Annotated in this window: 17 protein-coding genes; 2 read left to right on the top strand and 15 right to left on the bottom strand. The window is 36.3% G+C overall.

The features are described 5' to 3' along the window. Window positions 1-36: 36 nt before the first annotated feature. Window positions 37-276: a hypothetical protein gene (locus tag AAEU33_RS12445; protein WP_007845674.1), complete on the top strand. Its 240-nt coding sequence runs from the start codon at window positions 37-39 to the stop codon at window positions 274-276. 50 nt (window positions 277-326) lie between these two features. Here the strand turns inward: AAEU33_RS12445 and AAEU33_RS12440 are convergent, their stop codons facing one another. From AAEU33_RS12440 to dnaN, 3 genes are all read right to left on the bottom strand, one after another. Then, complete coding sequence (locus AAEU33_RS12440; RefSeq protein ID WP_172278924.1) at window positions 327-737, bottom strand: META domain-containing protein; 411 nt, start codon at window positions 735-737, stop codon at window positions 327-329. Window positions 738-882: 145 nt separating this feature from the next. Further along, window positions 883-3,285: a phenylalanine--tRNA ligase subunit beta gene (pheT, locus tag AAEU33_RS12435; RefSeq protein WP_345987831.1), complete on the bottom strand. Its 2,403-nt coding sequence runs from the start codon at window positions 3,283-3,285 to the stop codon at window positions 883-885. A gap of 207 nt (window positions 3,286-3,492) precedes the next feature. Further along, on the bottom strand, window positions 3,493-4,623 hold the full coding sequence (gene dnaN, locus AAEU33_RS12430; RefSeq protein ID WP_172278928.1) for a DNA polymerase III subunit beta: 1,131 nt from the start codon (window positions 4,621-4,623) through the stop codon (window positions 3,493-3,495). Between the two features lie 199 nt (window positions 4,624-4,822). Between dnaN and AAEU33_RS12425 the strand changes: the two genes are divergently transcribed. Then, on the top strand, window positions 4,823-5,179 hold the full coding sequence (locus AAEU33_RS12425; protein WP_172278930.1) for a diacylglycerol kinase family protein: 357 nt from the start codon (window positions 4,823-4,825) through the stop codon (window positions 5,177-5,179). 48 nt (window positions 5,180-5,227) lie between these two features. On the opposite strand, the gene AAEU33_RS12420 is transcribed toward AAEU33_RS12425, so the two are convergent. The 12 genes from AAEU33_RS12420 to AAEU33_RS12365 form a co-directional block, all read right to left on the bottom strand. Then, complete coding sequence (locus AAEU33_RS12420; RefSeq protein WP_345987829.1) at window positions 5,228-5,560, bottom strand: gamma-glutamylcyclotransferase family protein; 333 nt, start codon at window positions 5,558-5,560, stop codon at window positions 5,228-5,230. Next, window positions 5,561-6,187 (bottom strand): GDSL-type esterase/lipase family protein, encoded by a 627-nt coding sequence (locus AAEU33_RS12415; RefSeq protein WP_345987828.1) that lies wholly within the window; start codon window positions 6,185-6,187, stop codon window positions 5,561-5,563. A 90-nt stretch (window positions 6,188-6,277) separates the two neighbouring features. After that, complete coding sequence (locus AAEU33_RS12410; RefSeq protein ID WP_345987826.1) at window positions 6,278-6,694, bottom strand: ribonuclease inhibitor; 417 nt, start codon at window positions 6,692-6,694, stop codon at window positions 6,278-6,280. After that, window positions 6,672-10,367: a phosphoribosylformylglycinamidine synthase gene (locus AAEU33_RS12405; protein WP_345987825.1), complete on the bottom strand. Its 3,696-nt coding sequence runs from the start codon at window positions 10,365-10,367 to the stop codon at window positions 6,672-6,674. Before AAEU33_RS12405 ends, AAEU33_RS12410 begins: the two co-directional genes overlap by 23 nt. Before the next feature lie 27 nt (window positions 10,368-10,394). Continuing rightward, on the bottom strand, window positions 10,395-11,354 hold the full coding sequence (locus tag AAEU33_RS12400; RefSeq protein WP_345987823.1) for a WG repeat-containing protein: 960 nt from the start codon (window positions 11,352-11,354) through the stop codon (window positions 10,395-10,397). 46 nt (window positions 11,355-11,400) lie between these two features. Further along, window positions 11,401-12,828: an adenylosuccinate lyase gene (gene purB, locus AAEU33_RS12395; protein ID WP_345987822.1), complete on the bottom strand. Its 1,428-nt coding sequence runs from the start codon at window positions 12,826-12,828 to the stop codon at window positions 11,401-11,403. Between the two features lie 334 nt (window positions 12,829-13,162). After that, window positions 13,163-13,576 (bottom strand): hypothetical protein, encoded by a 414-nt coding sequence (locus tag AAEU33_RS12390; protein ID WP_172278943.1) that lies wholly within the window; start codon window positions 13,574-13,576, stop codon window positions 13,163-13,165. 109 nt (window positions 13,577-13,685) lie between these two features. Next, entirely contained in the window at window positions 13,686-16,016 is a 2,331-nt protein-coding gene (gene bglX, locus AAEU33_RS12385; protein ID WP_345987820.1) for a beta-glucosidase BglX, read from the bottom strand. Window positions 16,017-16,092: 76 nt separating this feature from the next. Further along, a complete protein-coding gene (locus AAEU33_RS12380) occupies window positions 16,093-16,794 on the bottom strand; it encodes a prolyl oligopeptidase family serine peptidase (RefSeq protein ID WP_273648359.1) in 702 nt (233 codons plus the stop codon). A 56-nt stretch (window positions 16,795-16,850) separates the two neighbouring features. Further along, window positions 16,851-18,236 carry a glucoamylase family protein gene (locus AAEU33_RS12375; RefSeq protein ID WP_345987819.1) on the bottom strand — a complete coding sequence of 462 codons (1,386 nt, stop codon included), beginning with the start codon at window positions 18,234-18,236 and terminating at the stop codon, window positions 16,851-16,853. Between the two features lie 75 nt (window positions 18,237-18,311). Continuing rightward, the gene (locus tag AAEU33_RS12370; protein ID WP_345987817.1) at window positions 18,312-19,730 is read right to left on the bottom strand and encodes a RagB/SusD family nutrient uptake outer membrane protein; all 1,419 of its coding nucleotides are present in this window, start codon (window positions 19,728-19,730) and stop codon (window positions 18,312-18,314) included. Window positions 19,731-19,742: 12 nt separating this feature from the next. Beyond that, entirely contained in the window at window positions 19,743-22,559 is a 2,817-nt protein-coding gene (locus tag AAEU33_RS12365; protein ID WP_273648362.1) for a SusC/RagA family TonB-linked outer membrane protein, read from the bottom strand. Window positions 22,560-22,918: the final 359 nt, after the last annotated feature.

The following is a 22,918-nucleotide window of genomic DNA, read 5'->3' as shown; positions in this document are numbered from 1 at the left end:
TTTTATTATCTTTGAGAAAGTTAAAATATTAAAAAAATGAAATTACCAAAGTTTTTATTAGCAGACAATTCGGAATTTCCTGAGGATTTATTCGTGGTTCATACAGAATACCCAAGATTTATCTTGAACGTTGAGGAAGAAGAAGTTGAGTGGCTGGATGATTTGGAAGGAGACGATGAAGAGACCATGGCAGATGAAGCTACTAAAGTGGTAGAAGCAGCGTTCAAATGGTGTGACGAAGAATTAGCTAAATACGACGAAGAAGAGGAAGAATAAGAAAACCCTAAAACATAAAAAAGGAACTCATTTGAGTTCCTTTTATTTTTTTATTCTGATTTATTAAATTTCAATAATAAAAGATTGTCCTTATACAATTCCAAAGTTGTTCCTGAAATTACGTACTTGTTTGCTTTTCCCATCATATCCATGAAGTTCTGCTCCACATTCATATTATCACAGGCCATTTTTGTAGAACCCATTTGCCCTGCTGAAAAATTACCTGTAGAAGCATCAAGCTTTACCGTACCAAAATAGTTATTACATCCGGCATTTCCATTGATCTTTTCTCCCTCGATATTCAATGTAGGAACTTTCCCTTTTACATTATCCGCTAAGGTCCATTTTGTATTGACCAATGAAGGCTGAGATTTTCCTACTTTTGAAGCAGATGCGCTTGACATAGTTCCGCACGACGCCAAAATCACGGCTGCACTTATACTTAAAAAAAGATTTTTCATTTTTTTCTTTTTTGATTTAACCAAATTTACGGAAATTATATTATTTAAACGGCTTTGAAAGAATTTTATTATTCTTAGAAGGCTAAAGCCTGTCCGTTATCAATGTATATAACAAAAAAACGGGCTTTAGCCCGTTTCTTTATATTTATGATCTTAATTCTGCGTTGAATTCTTTCTGGAAAGATTTAATCAAAGAATCCATTACTTCGGAAATTTCTTTTTCCTCAAGAGTTTTTGCATCATTTAATAACTCAAAACTCATCGCATAGGATTTCTTTCCCTCCGGAAGATTTTTTCCTTCGTATACATCAAACAGATTGATGTTTTTAATGAAAGGAGATTTATTCTTTTTGGCAGTCTGATACAGCTCCTGATATGTTATATTCTTATCAATCAGCAATGCAAGATCTCTTCTGATTTTATTGAATTTAGGAATATCCCTGAATTTCAATTCATTCCCAGATCGTAATTGTTGGGCCAATTCAAGTTCAATTTCGGCATAGAAACAGTCCTGGTCAATATCGAAATCTTTCAATAATTCCGGAGCCACTTTTCCAATTCTTACCAATACTTTTCCATCAGCTTCATAAGCAATTGCATCCGAGAATCTGTTATCGGACAAAGCAACTTCTTTATAATCGATTGCCAATCTTTCCAGCAATACTTTCACATAAGCTTTCAGGTTGTAGAAATCCGTTGCTGATTTCGGTTGTAACCAGTTTTCAGCAACCTCTCTTCCTGAAACAAGAATAGCCAGCTGTTTCCTTTCTTCATATTGAGCTCTTTTGTGATAAATCTTTCCAAACTCAAAGAATTTAATATCCTGGTTCTTTCTGTTAATATTATAGATGGAATTTTGAAGAAGCCCTTCCAACAAGGATTTTCTCATGAAAGCCAGATCACCACTCAAAGGATTCAGAAGTTTCACAGCATCCGTTTCATCTTTTACAGAAGTAAGTGAGTTGTTCATTACTTCATTAAAACCTAAACTTTGTAAAGTTCTTGCCCAATTGTTTTCCAATTCATCCTGATCATTAGCGCTTAGCTTTACAGGTGTAAATGATATCTTTTGTGGAGCATCAATCTTATTATATCCGTAGATCCTTAAGATCTCTTCGATAACATCAATTTCCCTCGTCACATCAGCTCTGTAAGCCGGAACAGAAATTTCCAAACCATTTTGAATTTCGTTCAAAACTTTAATTTCAAGAGCTTTTAAAATCTCTTTTACTTTTTCTCTGTGAATTTTAGTTCCAAGAATCTGTTCTATTTTAGAGAACCTGATGATAACATAGCTGTCTTCAATTTTCTTTGGATATTCTTCCAGCAACTCTCCTACCAGTTTTCCTTCTGCAATTTCCTGGATCATTTTGATAGCGTGGGTAATAGCTGTTCTTGTAAGGTTAGGATCCACTCCTCTTTCAAACCTGAATGATGCATCCGTGTTCAATCCATGAAGTTTAGCTCCTTTTCTTACCGCTACCGGATTAAAATAAGCACTTTCCAAAAAGATTGTTTTTGTCTCATTAGAAACTCCGGAATTGGCACCACCAAAAACACCGGCAATACACATCGGTTTATCTTTTCCGTCTTTGATCATGACTTCAGAACCGTTTAAAGTTCTTTCCACACCATCCAAAGTCGTAAATTTTGTTCCTTTTTTTACGGTCCCTACTTTTACTTTTTTATCAGCAATTTTGTCTGCATCAAAAGCATGGAGCGGTTGTCCGAATCCGTGAAGAATATAATTGGTAATATCCACGATATTGTTGATCGGGCTTAAACCGATTGCTTTCAATCTGTTTTTCAACCATGCCGGAGATTCTGCTACTTTTACATCTTCGATAACAGCTCCGATATATCTAGGGCATAATTCAGCATCTTCTACTTCTAAAGTAAAGTTATGAGCACCTTCATTATTTAATGGTTCCGAAGCTACCTTTTCGAACTGGGCTTTTTGCTGATTGGTTGAAAGAAAAGCATAAAGATCCCTTGCTACACCGTAGTGCGACATGGCATCGGTCCTGTTAGGCGTTAAACCAATTTCAATTACCTCATCAGTTGCCAATTCAAAATAATCTGCAAAATTCTTTCCTACTTCATATTCTGCTTCGTCAAGAACCATGATTCCGCCATGATCCTCACTAAGGCCTAGCTCATCTTCTGCGCAGATCATTCCTTGTGAAACTTCACCTCTGATTTTTGCTTCTTTAATTTCAAAAAAGTTTCCGGTCTTATCGTAGATTTTTGTTCCCACCACTGCAACAGGAACAGTTTGTCCGGCTTCCACATTAGGAGCTCCACAAACGATGTTAAGCACCTTTCCGTTTCCTACATCTACAGTTGTTTTCTTAAGTTTGTCAGCATTCGGATGTTTTTCGCAGGTTAAGACCTTACCTACTACAATTCCTTCCAGGCTTCCTTTTACACTTTCAAATTTATCTATACCTTCAACTTCAAGACCAATATCTGTAAGGAACTCACCGATTCTTTCAGTTTTCAATTCCGTTTTTATGTAATCTCTCAGCCAGTTATTTGATATTTTCATCTGCTTAAATCTATTTTTTATCGGTTAAATGCCAACCTATAAGGTTTCATTCACTTTATTTTGAAAATTTTTACTTCGAATTTTGCGTTTACAAAGGTCGTGTTTTTTTAAGAAATAACGAAATTTTTAACTTCCCAACTGAACTCAAAAACAAAAAAAAAGAGGTCCTGAAAATTCAAAACCTCTGTTATTTAATTGAGCTTAATCTTATAGTCCTATTACCGGCATTGATAACATTAAGATATTTTCGTTTTCTTCAAGACCGTCAAGAGGTTCAATGATTCCCGGTCTGTTTGGCTGAGACATTTTCATTGTGATATCGTCAGAACCAAGAATAGTCAACATTTCTGTTAAAAACTTAGAGCTAAACCCGATGTTGATATCTTCTCCGTTATAATCACAAGGGATCTGCATATCTGCTTTGTTTGCATATTCCGTATCTTCTGCGTGAAGGTGAAGGATGTTGGCAGATAATTTAAATCTTACCTGATTGGTTGATTTATTAGACATGATCGATGCTCTTTTGATCGCACCTAATAGCAGGTTTCTGTTGATTGTTAATACATTCGGATTTTCTTTTGGAATAACCGCAGTATAGTTAGGATATTTTCCGTCAATCAGTCTACAGATCCAGATATGTTTACCAAAAGTAAATTTAGCCATGTTCTCATTGAAATCGATAGTAACGTCTTCGTTGGAACTTGCCAATATATTTTTGAAAATATTTAAAGGTTTTTTAGGCATGATGAACTCCATAGGTTCTACGTTCATCAGGTCCATTCTTTTGTAAACAACCAGTCTGTGAGAATCTGTAGAAACAAAATTCGTCTCATTTTCCCCGAACTGGAATAGAACTCCTGTCATCACCGGACGAAGAGAATCATTACTTGTTGCAAAAAGAGTATTGGTAAGTGCTTCAGATAAAATACCTGCGGACATGGTCACACTTTGTGAAGCATCAAATTCAGGAAGCTCCGGATAATCATCCGCATTATCCAATGCTACTGCGAAATTATCCTTTTCATCCAAAATTTCCAGCTGGCTACCCGTTCCCTCAGCATTATCCTTTACAGAAAATGTAAGCGGTTGTTCACCATATGTTTTGATAAAATCTTGAAAAATTTTAGCAGGAACAGCAAATTTACCCGAATCATCAGACTTTACTTCCAAAGAAGTTACAAGAGTTGTTTCGCCATCAGATGCTGTAATGGTAACCTGGGTTTCGTTTAATTCGAAAAGATAGTTTTCTAAGATCGGTCTCGATTGAGAGCTTGATATTACGCCACTTACAGTTTGCAAAGCCTTCTGCAATTCACCACTTGAAATAATAAATTTCATAGATTTAAAAATAAATTTTTACAAATATAATAAATAGAAAATAGATTAAAAAATATAATTCTGAGAGTTATTAACAACGAGTAAAAGATTTTTAAAACTACTTCCGGTATACTTTTTTAATGGATAAACCATCATTAAGGACTAAAGATAGGCATTTTCTTTGATCAATTAATTATATTTGTACATAATCTTTTTTATCATGCGTAAACCTCCTATTCATACAAGTTTCCGGAATGCTTTTCGAGGTCTTTTTTTAATGATAAAAACAGAAAGAAATTTTCAGATCGAGTGTATTGCTCTGCTGATTAACATTTTCCTTATTTTTTATTTACAGTTATCAAAATTCGATACTGCCCTCGTTCTCATCGTTTCTTTTGGGGTTTTAAGTACGGAAATTCTTAACACTGCCATTGAAAGGATCTGCGATATCATTCAGCCTGAATTTGACAAAAGAATAGGCTTTATTAAAGATATTTCAGCAGGTGCTGTAATTCTTATGGCTATTGTATCGTTAATTGTAGGGATTTTGGTTTATCCCAAGTATCTATTCAGCTAGAGAAAGCCGAAATCGTGCTTTGCTTAGAATAATTACTGTTGCCTAGAATTATCTTGCAACATAAATAAAGCCCCTCCTTCCGGATTTAAAAATCGTTTCGATTCTTTTATAATCGTCCACTTCGTACGCATCAGCCAACAGAATTTCATCGTCTGTAATCTCAAAAAGTATCCCTTCTACATGGTCTTCGACATGACCTGAAAACGTTAAAATAGGATGGTATTTCTGGTTACTTTTTCTCAGAACTTCCGGATCTGTAATCTCAAGCATTTTTAATGTATAACCTGTGAGAACATCTTTATCACCTTTGAGCAACCTTCCAAAGGTTTGGGTCTGTACCTGCTCTTTCTGTAAAGTTCCGTATGAAAATAAATAAGGCATTTATAAATATTTTTCAATGGTTGGAATTGCAATTTCGGCCATCATTCCATAGCCTTTTTCATTAGGATGTACGCCGTCCTGGGAAAGAAGAACTTCTTTATCGTCTACCAATGCAGAATAAAAATCAATATAGGTTAAAGAATGCTTTTCTGTCATGCCTTTCAGAATACTATTGTAAGTAAGGACCTCATCATTGGTTCTCAGCTTTCCGGAAGCAACTTCAATTCCATCTACATCTTTAGAAAAAGGAAGAATGCTCACCAGATATATATCTGTAGTAAATTGTTTTGCAATTCTGATGGCCTCCTCAATATTAGCTTTAAAATCCTCAGGCGCTACCATTTTATTTCCGTTTTTAATAGCTAGGTCATTTGCTCCATAGGCAATAAAAACAACATTCCCATCTGCGGAATTCCTTGCAGCCAGCTCATGGGGTATCCTCTTTATCAGACCTTCCGTTGTTTCTCCTCCGATTCCTAAATTATAAACAATCAATTCATTGTGACCTTCATGGAATTTCTGTAATGCATATCTTTTTAAAATATCCACCCATCCACCAAATACTCCGTCATATTCACCATATGTAATACTGTCCCCAAAGAACAGCGCATAAATCATTCTTTTCATTTCTAAGTTTTATAATTTAATCACTAAGATTTTAAAGCGGTAAGAAGTTACCTAACCATAATCTTTATCCCCTTTAATGGATTGTTAATTTCAATCCAAAATTAGCTTAATATTTTGATGTGATTCAATAATTTCTACTAGAATATCAAATAAAGTTTGTCCCTTTTGTGCTATCAGCTCGTCCAGTTTTTCTCTGATCATTTCTGTATTAAAAGGTTTTCCCTGCTTTATTTTTTTCTCATAAAACTCGCGGGTGGCCTCGAAACCCAAATCATGTTCTGATTTTTCAGATTTCTTCCAGATCAATTCAATTTCTTCATGGAGTTCAAAAACTCCAAATCCACCATACAGGATATCATCAAAACCATCCAAAGTTCCGACTTTCCAGTCAGTGTTTTTCATCAGTACTTCTGAAACTTCTTCATAGAAGCCCGCCAGATCAAAAAAATGACCGCCATTAATGACGATCATTTTTTTATTATTGTTATTTGAAGTACTCAACTCCATTTTTAAAGATATTGTGATAGTTCGCTGTTGGAATATTTTTCATGAGACCTTCAGCAAATCGTTCTGGGTGTCCCATTCTTCCATAGATCTTCCCACATGGACTGGTAATTCCTTCGATTCCGAATAATGAGTTATTCGGGTTGAAAGGCATCCCGTGGGCAATGTTTCCATCAAGATCAATGTACTGGGTAGCAATCTGTCCGTTCTCATATAATTTCCTGATTTCATCTTCTGAAGCCATGAAACGTCCTTCACCGTGGGAAATCGGAATGGTGAAAGTCTGTCCTTTCATTCCTTTTAACCAAGGGCTTTCGTCATTTACTACCTGCACTGTTACCATCTGGGAGATGTGTCTTCTGATGGCATTGTGAGCTAATGTCGGAGAATTCTCATCCAGATCTTTGATTCTTCCGTAAGGTAAAAGTCCCGATTTCACTAGCGCCTGGAATCCGTTGCAGATTCCGATGATCATTCCGTCTCTGTCTAATAATTCGTGAACTGCATTTTTCATTTTCTCGTTTTTCAGAACGTTCACAATGAATTTTGCAGAACCATCCGGCTCATCACCCGCAGAAAAACCTCCTGAGAATGCAAGGATCTGAGATGTTCTGATCTCTTCCACCCATGCATCAATGCTTTCATCGAGTAACTGGTGATTGATATTGATTAAAGGTAAGCTGCTTACTACAGCGCCTTCTTTCTGGAATGCATTCAGTGTGTCATATTCACAGTTGGTTCCCGGGAATACCGGAGCAAATACTTTCGGTTGTGCGATTCCGTGTTTTTTAATGATGATATTTCTTGGGTTGACCGAGTTATGTTTTGCATCAATTTCAACCGTGATCTTTTCTTTTTCTACAGTCGGGAAAAGATTTTCAAATGTATTAGTATTGGCCGCTACAAGATCTGTAATGTCTGATTCAATACCGTTAATTTTTAAGGTTCCTGAGTCTTTTACTTCTCCGATTAACTGAAGGGAAGCTGCGCTTAATTCTTCTTTCGCCTCGATAACTAAGCTTCCGATATTTTTTGCTAATAATACATTTTCATCAGCACTGATCTCAGCTCCTAATCTGTTTCCGAAACTCATTTTTGCCAAAGCTACGGCAAGACCACCTTCTTTTAGTGTTTTTACAGAAACAATTTTCCCGGATTTGATATTTTCGAAAATGAATTCAAAAACTTCTTTTAAAGCATCATAGTTTGGAAGTCCGCTTTCCTGAGCAATGTGATTGAAGAAATACAATTTGTTTCCTGCAGTTTTCAATTCCGGAGAGATGATGTTTTCTTTATCTCCGTTGTCACATGCAAAAGAAATCAGGGTTGGTGGAACGTTAAGGTCCTGGTATGTTCCACTCATCGAATCTTTACCTCCGATTGCTGCCAGACCCAATTTGATCTGAGCATCATAAGCCCCTAAAAGAGAGGCTAAAGGTTTGCCCCATTTTTCAGGGTTTTGTCCTAATTTCTCAAAGTATTCCTGAAAGCTTAACCTGATATTTTTATAATCACCTCCCATGGCAACAATCTTTGCCACACTCTCCACGACAGCGTAAGATGCTCCTAACAGTGAGTTTTGTTTTGAGATCTCAGCATCGAATCCCCAGCTTGCGAGAGAAACGGTTTTGATATCTTTTGCACCTAAAATAGGTAGTGTCTGCACACTTCCTTCCATCAGGGTTTGCTGGTATTTACCTCCCAAAGGCATAGCTACCGTAGTGGCTCCGATAGAAGAGTCGAACATTTCAAGTAGTCCTTTCTGAGAAGCTACGTTTTTATCTTTTAAGATGTTCAGGAAGTTTTCTGTTATGAAAGCTTTTGTTTCTTGTTTTACTTCTTCCAGGTGAGTAATTTTCACTTCCTGAGATTTTGAACATCCGTTGGTATCTAAGAATGCTCTTGAAAGATCTACAATTTTGTCCCCTTTCCAGAACATCTGCATTCTTCCGGAATCTGTCACTTTTGCCACTTCTACAGCCACAATGTTTTCAGCTTCACAGAATTTAATGAATTTTTCTTTATCCTGAGGATCTACCACCACAGCCATTCTTTCCTGAGATTCAGAAATAGCCAGTTCGGTTCCGTTTAATCCTTCATATTTTAATGGTAATACATCAAGGTTTACTTCTAAAGAGTCTGCGATCTCACCGATTGCCACAGAAACACCTCCTGCTCCGAAGTCGTTTGATTTTTTGATCAGCTTCGTTACTTCAGGGTTTCTGAATAATCTCTGAATTTTACGTTCTTCTACGGCATTTCCTTTCTGAACCTCTGAACTCATGGTGTGAATAGAGGTTTCGTCCTGTTCTTTAGAACTTCCGCTTGCTCCTCCTACTCCGTCACGACCTGTTGCTCCTCCTAAGATAATGATTGAATCACCATTAGCAGGCTTCTCACGTCTTACCCAATCTACAGGAACAGCTCCGGTAACGAAACCTACCTCCATTCTCTTGGCTTTATAGCCTTCGTCATAGATTTCAGAAACCATTGTCGTCGCAAGCCCGATTTGGTTACCATAAGATGAATATCCGTTGGCAGCCTGTTTCGTGATGGTTTTCTGAGGTAGTTTTCCCGGTAATGTTTTATCAACCGGCTCTAAAACATCGGCAGCACCTGTTAATCTCATGGCCTGAAATACGAAAGATCTTCCGGATAACGGGTCTCTGATCGCTCCTCCCAAACAAGTAGATGCTCCTCCGAAAGGTTCAATTTCCGTCGGGTGGTTATGCGTTTCATTTTTGAATAATAAATACCAAGGTTCTTTTTTACCATCGTATTCTGCTTCGATCTGAATGGTACATGCATTAATCTCATCAGAAATAACAAGGTTATCAAGATTCCCTGTTTTATGGAAATACTTTCCGCATACCGTTGCCAGATCCATTAATGAAATCGGCTTCAGCTCACGCCCTAAGAATTTTCTTTTTTCGATATAATCATTGAAAATAGTTTCCAATGTATGTTTGAACTGACCTTCAAACTGTATGTCTGACAATTCTGTTTCAAAAGTTGTATGACGACAGTGGTCACTCCAATAGGTATCTAATACTTTTAATTCTGTTTCCGTAGGATTTCTTTGTTCAGTTTTGAAATATTCCTGAATGAATTTCAGGTCGTCCAATCCTAGTGCAAAACCATGATTATTATAAAAGTTTTCAAGTTCCGCATCATTGAAATTGATGAAGTTTTCGTGGATGATTACTTTTGATGGTGTTTCATCAGCTGGAATATCAAGAATAGATAAATCTTTTTCCTGAGATTCCACTTTATTGATTAGAAGATCTTTGATCTTAACCAAATCAGCTTCAGAAACTCCTTCAAATTCAATCAGTTTTCCACTTCTTACTTTTGATTTTTCATTTTCTGTCAGTAAGGCGATACACTGCTGTGCAGAATCTGCTCTCTGATCATACTGTCCCGGTAAAAATTCCATTCCGAAATGAATAGCTTTTGCAGGGTTCTCTGTATGCAAAATATCAGTAACAGGGTCTACAAAAGTGTTATTGACCACTTTTTCAAATTCTCCGTCATTCAGGTTGAAAATATCATACACGTTATATACTTTCACGCTTTGAACAGCCGGAACAACCGCTTTTACCTCATCAAAAATTTTTGGACTTTCAACATCGAAAATACCTCTTTTTTCTACGAAAATTCTTTTGTTATTAGACATTAGATGTCAGATATTATATTATTAGACTTATTTACTTATTTTATTAGGATTATCAGGATGTTCTTCCTGATATTTCTGAGCTTTTCCGATTTCTCTCTTAAGCCATTTTTCAAAAGGAACCTTTTCATTATCATAGTCCAGTGCAAAAATTTCCTGGCCCTCTGCTGAGACTAAAAATTTGAAATCAAATGTTAATCCCACATCTATTTTCCTGTAATCATATGTATTTACCTGATAAAAAGGAAAGTTTTCTTTTGGCCTTTCAACGATTTCAAAAAAAAGTTTTTTTTCCTCTTTGGATAATTTATTATACCAGTTGACATAATAGATTTCCGAAAGTTTTGTATTTTGTTTTTCAAAAAATTGAAGAATACGTTTCTCCTTCTCATTATATTTGAATGGGTTTGGATAAAATTTCCCATTAACTTCTACGGAATTCGTTTGTTCCGCAACAGGTTGGATCACTTCTCCTTTAAAATTCATCACTCCCCATGTTCCTCCTACCATTGCTTTGTGCTCATCATTGGTTTTTTCCCAATCACATCCATCACAATAGGCAGCATATCCGTAATTAAATGGTGAAACAAAATCGTGTTTGGCTTCAATTACCGTTGTACCGTTTCTGTCTACAAAACCTACCTTCCCATTTTTAACAAACCGTCTTACTCCTTCAGAAAAATAATCAGCACCATTATCGTACAGGAAAGGTCTGTAAAGGAAATTCCCTTTTTTATCATAGACATATCCCCAGGCGTTTTTTTCTTTTATCTCATCCTTTTTAGACCCGTCGAAATAAATGGTTTCTTCTTTTACAGGATCGCCGTCTTTTAGAAATGAAAAGACTTTGAACTGCGCAGGAACAATAATTTTTCCGGTATGATCTTTTACCCCTACCAAAGAATCTTTTGATTTAAAGTAGGTTAAAACATCTTTTCCCTGTGAAAAGGAAAGAGTGGGTATCAAAAGGAAAAATAGTATTCTGTTCATACCTGCAAAGAAATAAAAAATGCAGCCGAAAAGACTGCATATGGTATTATACTTTAAGATCAGCCTCCAGTCCAATCATGTCTTTGTTCTCCTCCAGTATCGGCTGAACTTCATTTTTAATGAATTCCTCCGTTTGAATAGGTGCAAAGCCAATGAAATTTTTAGGATCCAGAACTTCTTTTAATTTTGATTTATCGAGCTTTAAAGAATCATCATTCAGAATCCTTTCAATCAGATCGTTTTCTTTTCCTTCTTCTTTCACTTTTTTAGAAGCTTCCATAGAGTGAACCCTGATGACCTCGTGGATTTCCTGACGGTCCCCTCCTGCTTTTACTTCTTCCATGATAATATATTCTGTTGCCATGAAAGGAAGTTCTTCCATTATGTGCTTATTGATTCTGTTCGGATAAACTACAATTCCGTTCATAATGTTATTCCAGATCAACAAGATTGCATCCACAGCTAAAAACGCCTGAGGAATTGTTAATCTCTTGTTGGCTGAGTCATCCAATGTTCTTTCAAACCATTGTGTAGAAGCTACCATGGCAGAACTTGTCGTCAGAGACATTACATATTTTGCCAATGCCCCGATTCTTTCGCTTCTCATCGGATTACGTTTGTAAGCCATAGCTGATGAACCGATCTGGTTTTTCTCGAATGGCTCTTCAATTTCCTTAAGGTTCTGAAGTAAACGTAAATCGTTTGTGAATTTATGTGCAGATTGTGCAATATTTCCTAATAAAGCCACCACTTTCGCATCAATTTTTCTATCGTAAGTCTGTCCGGAAACTCCGAAAACCTTATCGAAACCGAATCTTTTTGAAAGTTCTTTATCTAAATGTTTTACTTTAGAATAATCTCCGTTGAAAAGTTCAAGGAAACTTGCAGCAGTTCCTGTAGTTCCTTTTACTCCTCTGAAACGAAGTGTTTCAAGGAAGAAATCTAATTCTTCAATATCAAGAACCAAACTCTGTAACCACAGAGTAGCTCTTTTTCCAACTGTTGTCAACTGAGCCGGCTGAAAGTGGGTGAACCCTAAAGTCGGAAGGTCTTTGTACTGAATTGCAAAATCTGCCAGGTTTTTCATTACGTTAACCAACTTTTTCTTTAAGATTAAAAGTCCGTCACGAATCTGAATTAAGTCTGTATTGTCTCCTACAAAAGCTGAAGTTGCTCCCAGGTGAATAATTCCTTTTGCTGAAGGTGCTACATCACCATATGCGTGAACGTGAGCCATTACATCATGACGGAATTTTTTTTCGTACTCTGCTGCTTTGTCATAATCGATGTTTTCAGCATTAGCTTTTAAGTCAGCGATCTGCTCGTCTGTAATTTCAAGTCCAAGGTCTTTTTCGATTTCAGCAAGAGCTATCCAAAGCTTTCTCCAATTCTGGAATTTGTTATTATGCGAGAAGTTAAATAACATTTCTTCACTGGAGTAGCGTTCTTCCAATGGATTTTTGTAGGAATTCATTCTTTCTTATTACTTTTAGATGCACAAAAATACGGATTTTCAGTGAGAGAGAAAAATTGTTACGGAGGTTTTAGATTTTGATTAAAAACTATGGGTAATTTTAAAGAACACTAATTATTTCTATTGATTATTTTCAAAAATAAATCAGAGTGATCATTGAAAATTTCAAGACAATGCTAGCCCCGATTGCAGAGGAAATCCTTTTTTGAAAAAAAGATTGAAACGAAAAGCGGGAAAAAGCTCCAAATAAAAACCAATACGTAACTTTTTTCCATAATGGTAAACATTTCTGGTATCAAAATAAAAGGCCACTCTTTCGAATGGCCTTCCTGATTTATTGGTAAATAACAACATCATCTTTCTTGATCTGATAACCTTTTTTCTTATAAGGAACCAGGACATAGCTTTCTTTTATATGTTTTCCACTTTTCCAGATGTTTCCTTTCCCTTCTCTTTCCAGAATAATACTTTTGGCATTACCATCCGGAATAAAAATTTCCGCCTGTTTCATATTTTTGCTAAAAATAACGGCAGTCATTGTGGTATAGCTTTTATCCGAGCCGACTTCTTTTAATTTGATTTTTTGTTCGAAAACCCGTACACAATCATTCTTGATCTGTGAGTAAGTGTAACCCGCAGAGCCTTTACAGCCATGGACATCTCTGTCCCCTCCTAAAACCGGAGCTTTTTGTTGTGCAAAAGTGAAAGAACCCAGGAACATTGCGCTAAGTAAAATTGTTTTTTTCATATTTAATTTTTTAATGTTTTCAGATTGGTAAAAAGTATGCCAAAAATAGGGTATTAGTTAATTTAATTCTAAGATACAAAAAAAGCCATTCAAAATGAATGGCTTAAAATTATTTGCTCCAATTAATTTTAGAGTGTTTTACATCCTCTGAATTGGTTCCGATCATAATATCAAACTCTCCCGGTTCCCAGTCAAATTTTAAATCCCCATTATAGAATTTTAAGCTTTCCGGTGTTATATCAAAAGTAATTTTTTTAGATTCTCCTTTTTTAAGGAAAACCTTCTGGAATCCTTTTAATTCTTTTACCGGTCTTGTAATGCTTCCTACCATATCGCGGATATACAATTGTACGACTTCTGCTCCGTCATAATTCCCTGAGTTGGTTACCGTAACAGAGGCCTGAACCGTTTGGTTACCTTTCGGATTAGGATCAGATACGGTAAGATCAGAGTAGTTGAATTGGGTATAGCTCAAACCAAAACCGAACGGATAAAGAGGGGTATTACACTCATCCATATAATTGGAACGAAATCGCTGATACTCACATTTATCAACAAGATCCTGACTTAACGGACGTCCTGTATTTTTAGCATTATAATAAATAGGCACCTGTCCAAGACTTCTTGGGAATGTCATAGGTAATTTACCGGAAGGATTCACCTTTCCAAATAATACATCAGAAATAGCATTACCTGCTTCAGAACCAGAAAACCAGACGTTCAGAATGGCATCAGGAACATCTTTTACATTCGTAAGGGCTAATGGCCTACCCGTGAAAAGCACCATTGCAATAGGTTTTCCTGTTTTCTTCAACTCGTTTAATAGATCAACCTGAGACTGTGGAATGGTGATTTCCGTTCTCGAAGAAGATTCACCACTCATTTCTGCCGATTCCCCGATGGCTAAAACAATGACATCCGCTTTATTGGCAACATCCACAGCTTCTTTTAAAAGCACCTCTTTTGAACGGTTATCTCTATCTGTTTTCTTTCCATGAGCTGCATAGATCTCTTCTAATTTAGCGCTGTAATCAATGTTAGCTCCTTTTGCTGAAATAAATTTTACTTCTTTTCCAAAATTGTCCTGAAGACCTTTCATCAAAGCAACAGATTGATCATGCTTTGCTGCGACACTCCAGGTTCCTGCCATATTCAAAGAATTGTTTACCAAAGGACCAATGACTGCTACGGTCCCTGTTTTTTTCAATGGAAGAACCTGATTATCATTTTTCATTAAAACCATTGATTGAGCAGCGGCATTTCGGGCAATCGTACGATTTTCGAGGTTATAAACCTCTTTTGCTGCTAATTTAGCATTGCCATAACGATAGGGATCATCAAACAATCCTAAATCATATTTGGCTTCAAGAATCCTTTTAGCTGCCATATCAATTTCAGCCTGCGTAACTTTTCCTTCTGACAAGGATTTTTTAAGGGTTGTCAAAAAACCTTCTCCCACCATATCCATATCAACCCCGGCCTTTAAAGCTAAAGCCGAAACCTGCTGAAGGTCTCCCATTCCATGATCTACCATTTCATTAATTCCGGTATAATCCGTTACCACAAAGCCTTTGAAATTCCATTTATTTCTCAAAACCTCTGTCTGAAGCCATCTGTTTCCGGTTGCAGGAACTCCGTCCACTTCATTAAATGATGCCATTACTGATGCAACTCCGGCATCCACAGCAGCTTTGTAAGGAGGGAAATATTCATTGAACATTCTCACATGACTCATATCTACGGTATTATAGTCTCTCCCTGATTCACCGGCTCCATATAATGCGAAATGTTTTACACACGCTAAAATGGTATTGCCCACAGAAAGGTCTTTCCCCTGATAGCCATATACCATATTTTTGGCTATTTCACTGCCTAAAAAAGGATCTTCTCCCGAACCTTCAGAGACTCTCCCCCACCTTGGTTCACGAGAAATATCCACCATTGGGGAAAATGTCCAGTTAATTCCATCAGAAGATGCTTCTCTTGCGGCAACTCTCGCAGATTGCTGAATAAGGTTCATATCCCATGAAGCTGCCAAGCCCAAAGGAATAGGAAAAGTTGTTTCATAACCATGAATAACATCCATTCCAAAGATCAACGGAATCTTTAATCTACTCTTTTCTACTGCAACTTTCTGAACTGCTTTTATTTTGTCCGCTCCTTTTATATTGAATAGTCCACCGACCAAACCTTGTTCTACTTTTTTACCTATGTCGGAACTTTGAGCCAATCCTGTTGTAAAATCTCCCGAACTTGGTAAATTCAACTGTCCTATTTTTTCATCTAAGGTCATTTTTGACAAAAGCTGATCTACAAAGGCTTTTTTCTTTGCCTGATATTGGGCCGTCTGGTAGGACTGAACAGGTCTTGTAACCATTTCCTGAGCCGAAAACAATGGCGAAAGTGCTAACGCAGCTATTAAAACTAACTTTTTACTCATTTTATCTTCATTTTTTAATAGTAATTGTGAACATCAGATTCTTAATCCGGATTCTTACTTTTCGTTATTATTTATCTTACTTCTTCTTGGACAACATCCATTCGTATAATCCGGGGTCTGAATAAGCTGAGTCCCAGGAGTTATGATTATCATTCGGGAATATGATTAATTCCGCACCAGGGTTTACCGGATGTAACTTCTGGTATAATCTGAACGCATTTTCAGGCAAAACAATGTCATCCATTCCACCGTGAAAAATTTTCATATTCAGATCTTTATATCGATTGACATTTGCTGTCATAATCTGATCTGTAGGAGCACATACCGGGACTACAGCAGCAAACATTTCAGGATGCTCCATTGCTAGTTTTAAGGTTCCCCAACCTCCCAGTGAAAGCCCCGTAAGGTAAATCCTGGAAGCATCGATTTTATATTTTTTCTGGATTTCTTTAATCAGGTTATAAACGGTAATCGTATCCCACCAGCTATCTGCAGGACACTGAGGAGCTAAAATAGCGACAGGTTCCTTGATCAGATTTTTATAGGTAAAGGGACTATGGGCTTTTACCATTTCAAGGTCAGTTCCCCTTTCTCCCGATCCATGGAGAAAAACAATTAACGGAAGATTTCCTTTTACTTTTTGGGGATAGTCCAAAATATAAGATATCTTTTCTGTTCTTTTGATTTCCTTGTTGAGTTCTGCCTTGATCTCCTGACCATTGATCTGTAAAGAAAAAAGCGGAAGCAGAAACAAAGCATGTCTAAGTTTTAATTTCATATTGTTAGTGAGATTTTGACTTATTATAAATGGGAACAAAGTCCATTTTTTATCTTTTATTTGATTCCATATTTTTCAGATTTGAAACTTAATTTTTTCAAACCCTGTTGAATTTCAGGAGCATTCATAAACAGCTTCCATAAAAATCCTGTCCTGTAGTTTTCAATCATCGGGGCAATTGTTCCCTGGTCGATGGCAAGATACCGTGGGGTAAACCAATTGTTATAATGGATAGATGTCGCGTCATAAGGTCCTGCTGAACCCACAAATTCAGGTTTTTTAATATAAATAAATTTTAAAAAGTCCATTGATTCTTTCGGTGAATAAGGAAAACTGCTTAAAGCTGCAGTTGGAGAAATAACCCCATGGTCATTCTGAGGAAAATGAGCGTTGTATCCGGTAGTTCCATCGTCATTTCTGGAATAGCTTGCCGTAAGCCCCCAATAATCCGGACCATATCCTTTCCATTGTTTTGGGTTTTCCAGACAATATTTATAATCAATAAGGACCTGGTTTTTATTTAAATCAAAATAATTTTTAATCAGTTTATCTGAAAGGCCGGTGGGATCTAACCCGATATATGAATAATGTGCCCAGAATAAAGGTCCGCCATACTCCTCAGCAGAGTTATGCTTCACATACATCGGAAGACCGTATTTCGTTTTATCTGAAAGAAAAGTTCCGTTTCTGGTCCATCCTTTATAATAAGTTTCTGCATCAATTGAATAGGTTGGAGAAGATGCCGCCAGAATATAAGTAATCATACATTCATTATATCCTTCCAATGGAAAATTCATTTCCCACTGGTATTCCGGAGACCAGTGCCAATACAAAACCTTCTCTCCGCCTTTGGTATACCAGTTCCATTGAATTCCTTTCCATAGTTCGTCACATTTCTTTGCCAGAGCTTTTTCTTCATCATTTCCATTTTTAAAATATTCACGGACCATTAAAATTCCTGAAGTTAAAAATGCTGTTTCCACCAAATCTCCTCCATTATCTTTTTTTCCAAAAGGAACTGTTTTGCCCGTTTCTCCATTGATCCAGTGAGACCATGCTCCTTTATGGCGATCTGCTTTAGCAAGAAAATCCATCATATGGGTCAATCTTTTCACCGCTTCTTTCCTGGGAACAAAACCTCTTTCCACTCCGACCAATATTGTAGCTAAGCCAAATCCTGATCCACCTGTAGTTATTACATGTTTATCATGATCCGGATAGATATCATCTTCATGGTAACGTTCTCTTCCCAACATAGAATTCGGTTCTGCATAATCCCAGAAATATTTTAAAGCATCCCGTTGAACCTTGTCCATCAGCTGTTCATCACTCATAGTACTTTTTACAGCTTCTTTTTTTACTATTTCCTGTTTTCCCATCTGGGCATTTTTACAGGAAAATAATGACGCCACTGCCAGAATAGAAATGATTCCTAACTTCATAAAATATACGTTTACATAGAGTTAATTAAAAAAATAGCCAAAGCTAAACTTTGGCTATTTTTATGTGATTATAGATTAATAACCTGGATTTTGAATGAAAGCACCATGGCTTTGGTCCATCGCATCCAAAGGAATAGGAAACACCTCGTTTTTCCCTGCCTTAAATCCATATGGCGCTAGAACTGTTGCTGCCTGTCCCGTTCTTACTAGATCAACAAAACGGTCACCTTCTAATGCCAGTTCCACTCTTCTCTCATGCCAGATTGCCGTTCTTAAAGCTGCTTGATTTGACGCTGTAGTTCCAGCTAAACCAGCTCTTGTTCTTACTTTATTCAGATTTATAGTAGCAGCTGATATATTTCCTAATTCGTTGGCTGCTTCTGCATTGATTAATAAAATTTCCGCAAATCTTAATATTCTGATATTCTGAATAGAACCGTAGTCACAAGCATTATTATTCAATGCTTTCGGAACATATACTTTTTGATTAAATGTTGTTACAGATAAGGGATCTCCCATAGCAATCAAATCACCTTCAGGAGTAGTTTCCCCATTCCTAAGTATGGTAAGTTCTTTTCTAATGTCACCAGCTTCAAACGCATTTTCAAGCGCATTAGAAGGAGTAAAAAAACCCCATCCAAACTGATTTCGAACACCTTGAACCTGGGCATATTGACTTCCTCCATATTGAGATGAACACTGACAGTTCACTTCAAATACAGATTCACTACCAAATTCACCCGCAGGCCTGAACAAATGATTAAAGTCTGGATCTAGATTATATCCCATAGCAATTACCTGATTAGAGGTTTCATATGCCTTCTGCCAGTTTTTTTTATAAAGGTAAACTTTTGAAAGTAATCCTAAAGCTGCTCCTTTTGTTACTCTTCCAAGATCTGAGGAAGGATACGTTTGCGGAAGTACCTCAGCAGCCGCAGTGAGATCAGAAATGATAAAATTATAAACCTCCTCTACAGAATTTCTTGGCTTTTCATATACAGTTTCTACTTTGTCATAAATAGGAACTCCACCATAAATTCTTACTAAATTAAAATAGAAATAGGCTCTTAGCATCTTTGCTTCTGCAATCAGGCGATTCTTTAAGGTTGTATCCATTTGAATTGCCGGGACATGAGTAATTACCTGATTTGTTCTATTCACTGCCTGCCATTGTCCTATCCAGTAACCTCTTACTCCTTCATCACTTACAGTATAGGTAAAATTATCATATACATTAATAAAAGCAGAATCTCCTGGATTGGAACCTTTCACTACGTCGTCAGCCGGCACTCCAAAAACGAATTGATAGGGAAAAGCAGAGTTCTCCCAACTTCTTAGGAAACTATAAATAGCACTGGTTGCCTGCATTGCATCATCTTGTGTCTTAAAAAAAGAAGATGCTTCTGTCTGCCCTTCTTGTTTTATATCTAAATAATCGTCTTTACAACTTACTACAAGTGAAAATAAAGCGACCGTTAAAAATATCTTTTTCATAATGGTTTCTTATTAAAATGTTAGGTTCATACCGATAGTATAAATTGCTGAAATCGGATAGATATTATTATCTATACCCATTTGTACTTTATCGGTGTTCAAAATCTCAGGAGAAAATCCATGGTATTTGAAACTTGTCCAAGGGTTTTGTGCACTTACATATAGTCTTAATTTAGTTATAGACATTGAATTCGTAAATGCTTTTGGTAAATTATACCCAACCTGGATATTTCTAATTCTAATGTAGCTTCCATCTTCTACATAAAAACTGTTAGGTAAAATAATAGACTGATCATTTGTAGCCATAGGATATTCAGTAGATGTCCCAGCACCATGCCATCTGTTATTATAAAAATCTAGGTCCCAGCTTTCATTTCCAAAGCGTTGTTCCCTATTAAAATTGTATATTTTATTACCAAACACTCCCTGGAAATCAATGGCAAAATCAAAATCATAAACATTTAAGTTTATACCGAATCCATAGGTTCCTTTCGGGATAGGGCTTCCCAGAAAAGTTTTATCTCTTGCATCAATTACGCCATTTCCATCGATATCTTTAAATTTAAATCCTCCGGCTTTAGCACCATTTTGGGTAGCCCATGCATCCGCTTCCGCTTGAGTCTGGAAAATTCCTTCTACCTGATAACCATAATACGAACCAACAGGTTGTCCTTCTTGTAATCGTATGATTGCATTACCATACAAATTAGCCCCTGTCTGTAAATATGATCCATTAGCAACAGAAGTAATTTTATTTTTCAATGTGGTAATATTACCATATACTCCCAACTTTATATTGTCATTAATCTTTGTATCATAGTTTACAGATGCTTCAAATCCCTTGTTATTAAAAGAATAAGCATTGGTAATATAATTATTCCAGTTTCCAGCACCTGATACAGTTCCCTGAACAATACCATAAACAACATCTTTGGTATCTTTATCAAAATAGGTAGCATCAATTTTCAATTTATTATTGAACAATGCCATTTCTAATCCCAGGTCCCTACCCGTTGTCGTTTCCCAACCAATATTCGGGTCTATAATCTGATCTATGGTCTGTGCCGGAGAGCCTGTATTACCATAGTAGGCCCCTCCATTAATAATAGTCGTGTTTAGAGTATAAGCTCTTTGTACATCTGGGTTTCCCAGTTTTCCCCAACTTGCTCTTAATTTTAAAAGATTAAAAACATTTTGTTCACTCATAAAATTTTCCTTGGAAATTACCCATCCAGCACTTACAGCTGGAAATACACGGTATCTGTCATTACTGGAATATTTGGAAGTTCCATCCCTACGGATCGAGGCATTTACCAAATATTTTCCTCCATAATCATAATTAAGTCGTCCAAAAAACGATTCTATTCTGTCCTGATATGGAACAACAGTACGTTTTTCATCAAAAGTAGTTCTAACGATGTCAGTTCCGTTGGCAATATCTAGTGAAGCGTTTGTTCCGTTATAATTTATATTCAGAGCATCTGCATATTCCTGAGCATAAGAGTTTCTTGTTCTTGAAAAACCAGCAAGTACTTCTACATTATGTTTTCCAAGGCTCTTTTTCCAGCTTAATGTGTTGTCCCACACATAGTTTCTAGTTCTGGAATCTCTTGTTATGAGTTTCGTTGGTTTGGGATCAGGAGCATATGTAAATGATGGTGTAAATTCATATTTATTCGAATTAATATTATCAGAGGTATAACTGATTCTTAAAGTAAAATCTTTTAAAAATTTATATTCCCCCCAGATATTATTCAATAACCTTTCTTCTCTAGTTTGAGATCTGAACAAGTCAAGTTTAGCTCGGGGATTTGAAATATTGACAAGTGAAAAATACTGATATCCTCCTGTACCAGGATTAATCGGGGCATACACAGGTGGCGCTGAATAAGCATCCTGCAAAGGATTCTGTGCCTGATCGGTACGCATTTTAGAAAATGTAAAATTATTTCCGATCGTTATATTATCCGTAATCTTGTATATAAGGTTAACTTTAGAATTAAATCTATTAAAGCCACTTCCAGAATTAATACCTTGTCCGGCAGCCAGATTTCCTTCGTCCTGTAAATATCCTGCACTTAAATAATAATTTAATTTTCCAGCATTTCCTGAAGCGGATATATCATTAGAATTGATAATGCTTGGTCTGAAAATTTCCTTAAACCAATCAGTGTCCGCGGGATAGCTAGACCTGTTTAGAAACTTTGTAGGATCAGTTACCCCTTCATTACGTAACTTTTCGTTAAATAATTCGATGTATTGGTCAGAATTTACCATTTTGGGAATGTTCGTGACAGTCTTGATTCCCAAATAAGAATTAAAGTTAAAGACAGGCTTTTTGCCTCTTCCACTTTTTGTTTTAATTATAACTGCTCCATTTGATGCTCTTGCTCCATAGATTGCTAAACTAGAGGGATCTTTCAATACACTCATGGATTCAATATCCTGTGGGCTCAAAAATGAAATATCATCAGTAATCATTCCATCAACAATAAAAACTGTTTTACCGGTGAGAGAGCTAATTCCCCGGATGTCTACCCTGGGAGATCCTCCTGGTGTTCCAGAATTTAAAATCTGAACCCCTGCTAATTTTCCCTGAATAGAGCTTATAGGATTAGCGTTCGGTTTATCTGCAAGATCTTTTGCTGTCACTAGCCCTATACTTCCAGTAATATTTTCTTTCTTCTGGGAGCCATATCCAATCATCACCACCTCTTCGATCTTATGCTCTTTCGGAACAGTATCTTTCGGTGTCACCTGCGCATTGACATTCATACCAAAGTATAAAACAGCAATGAGCGATGAATACTTTAAATCACTTTGCTTCATATAGTTCAATTTTATTTCGTACAATCAAATTTCTTAGCAGATTTTTAAACTGCAAAGCTGTCTTTAATTAAATAAATATTGTATTTCTCAAAAAAAGACATTAATCCAAAATTATAAAAATATATGAAACATTGTTAATATATCGTAATAATTCTAAAATTAACATGATACATCACACATCATATGTGAAAAGTTAATTTTTTAACGTATTATCACTAAAAATAAATTTAATTTAACATTTAATTTACAATGAATATTAAAGGGTTTTTATAGAATAACTCCCCAAATCGCTAACATTAAATTAATATTTTGTTAAACAGATTTTCCTGTTTACCTTTGGCCCGGTATTTGAAAAATTC

The organism is Chryseobacterium sp. Chry.R1 (genome assembly GCF_039645525.1).
GTDB classification, from domain to species: Bacteria; Bacteroidota; Bacteroidia; order Flavobacteriales; family Weeksellaceae; genus Chryseobacterium; species Chryseobacterium proteolyticum.
Note: the sequence above shows the minus strand (reverse complement) of the source record. Positions and strands in the feature narration are given on the sequence as shown.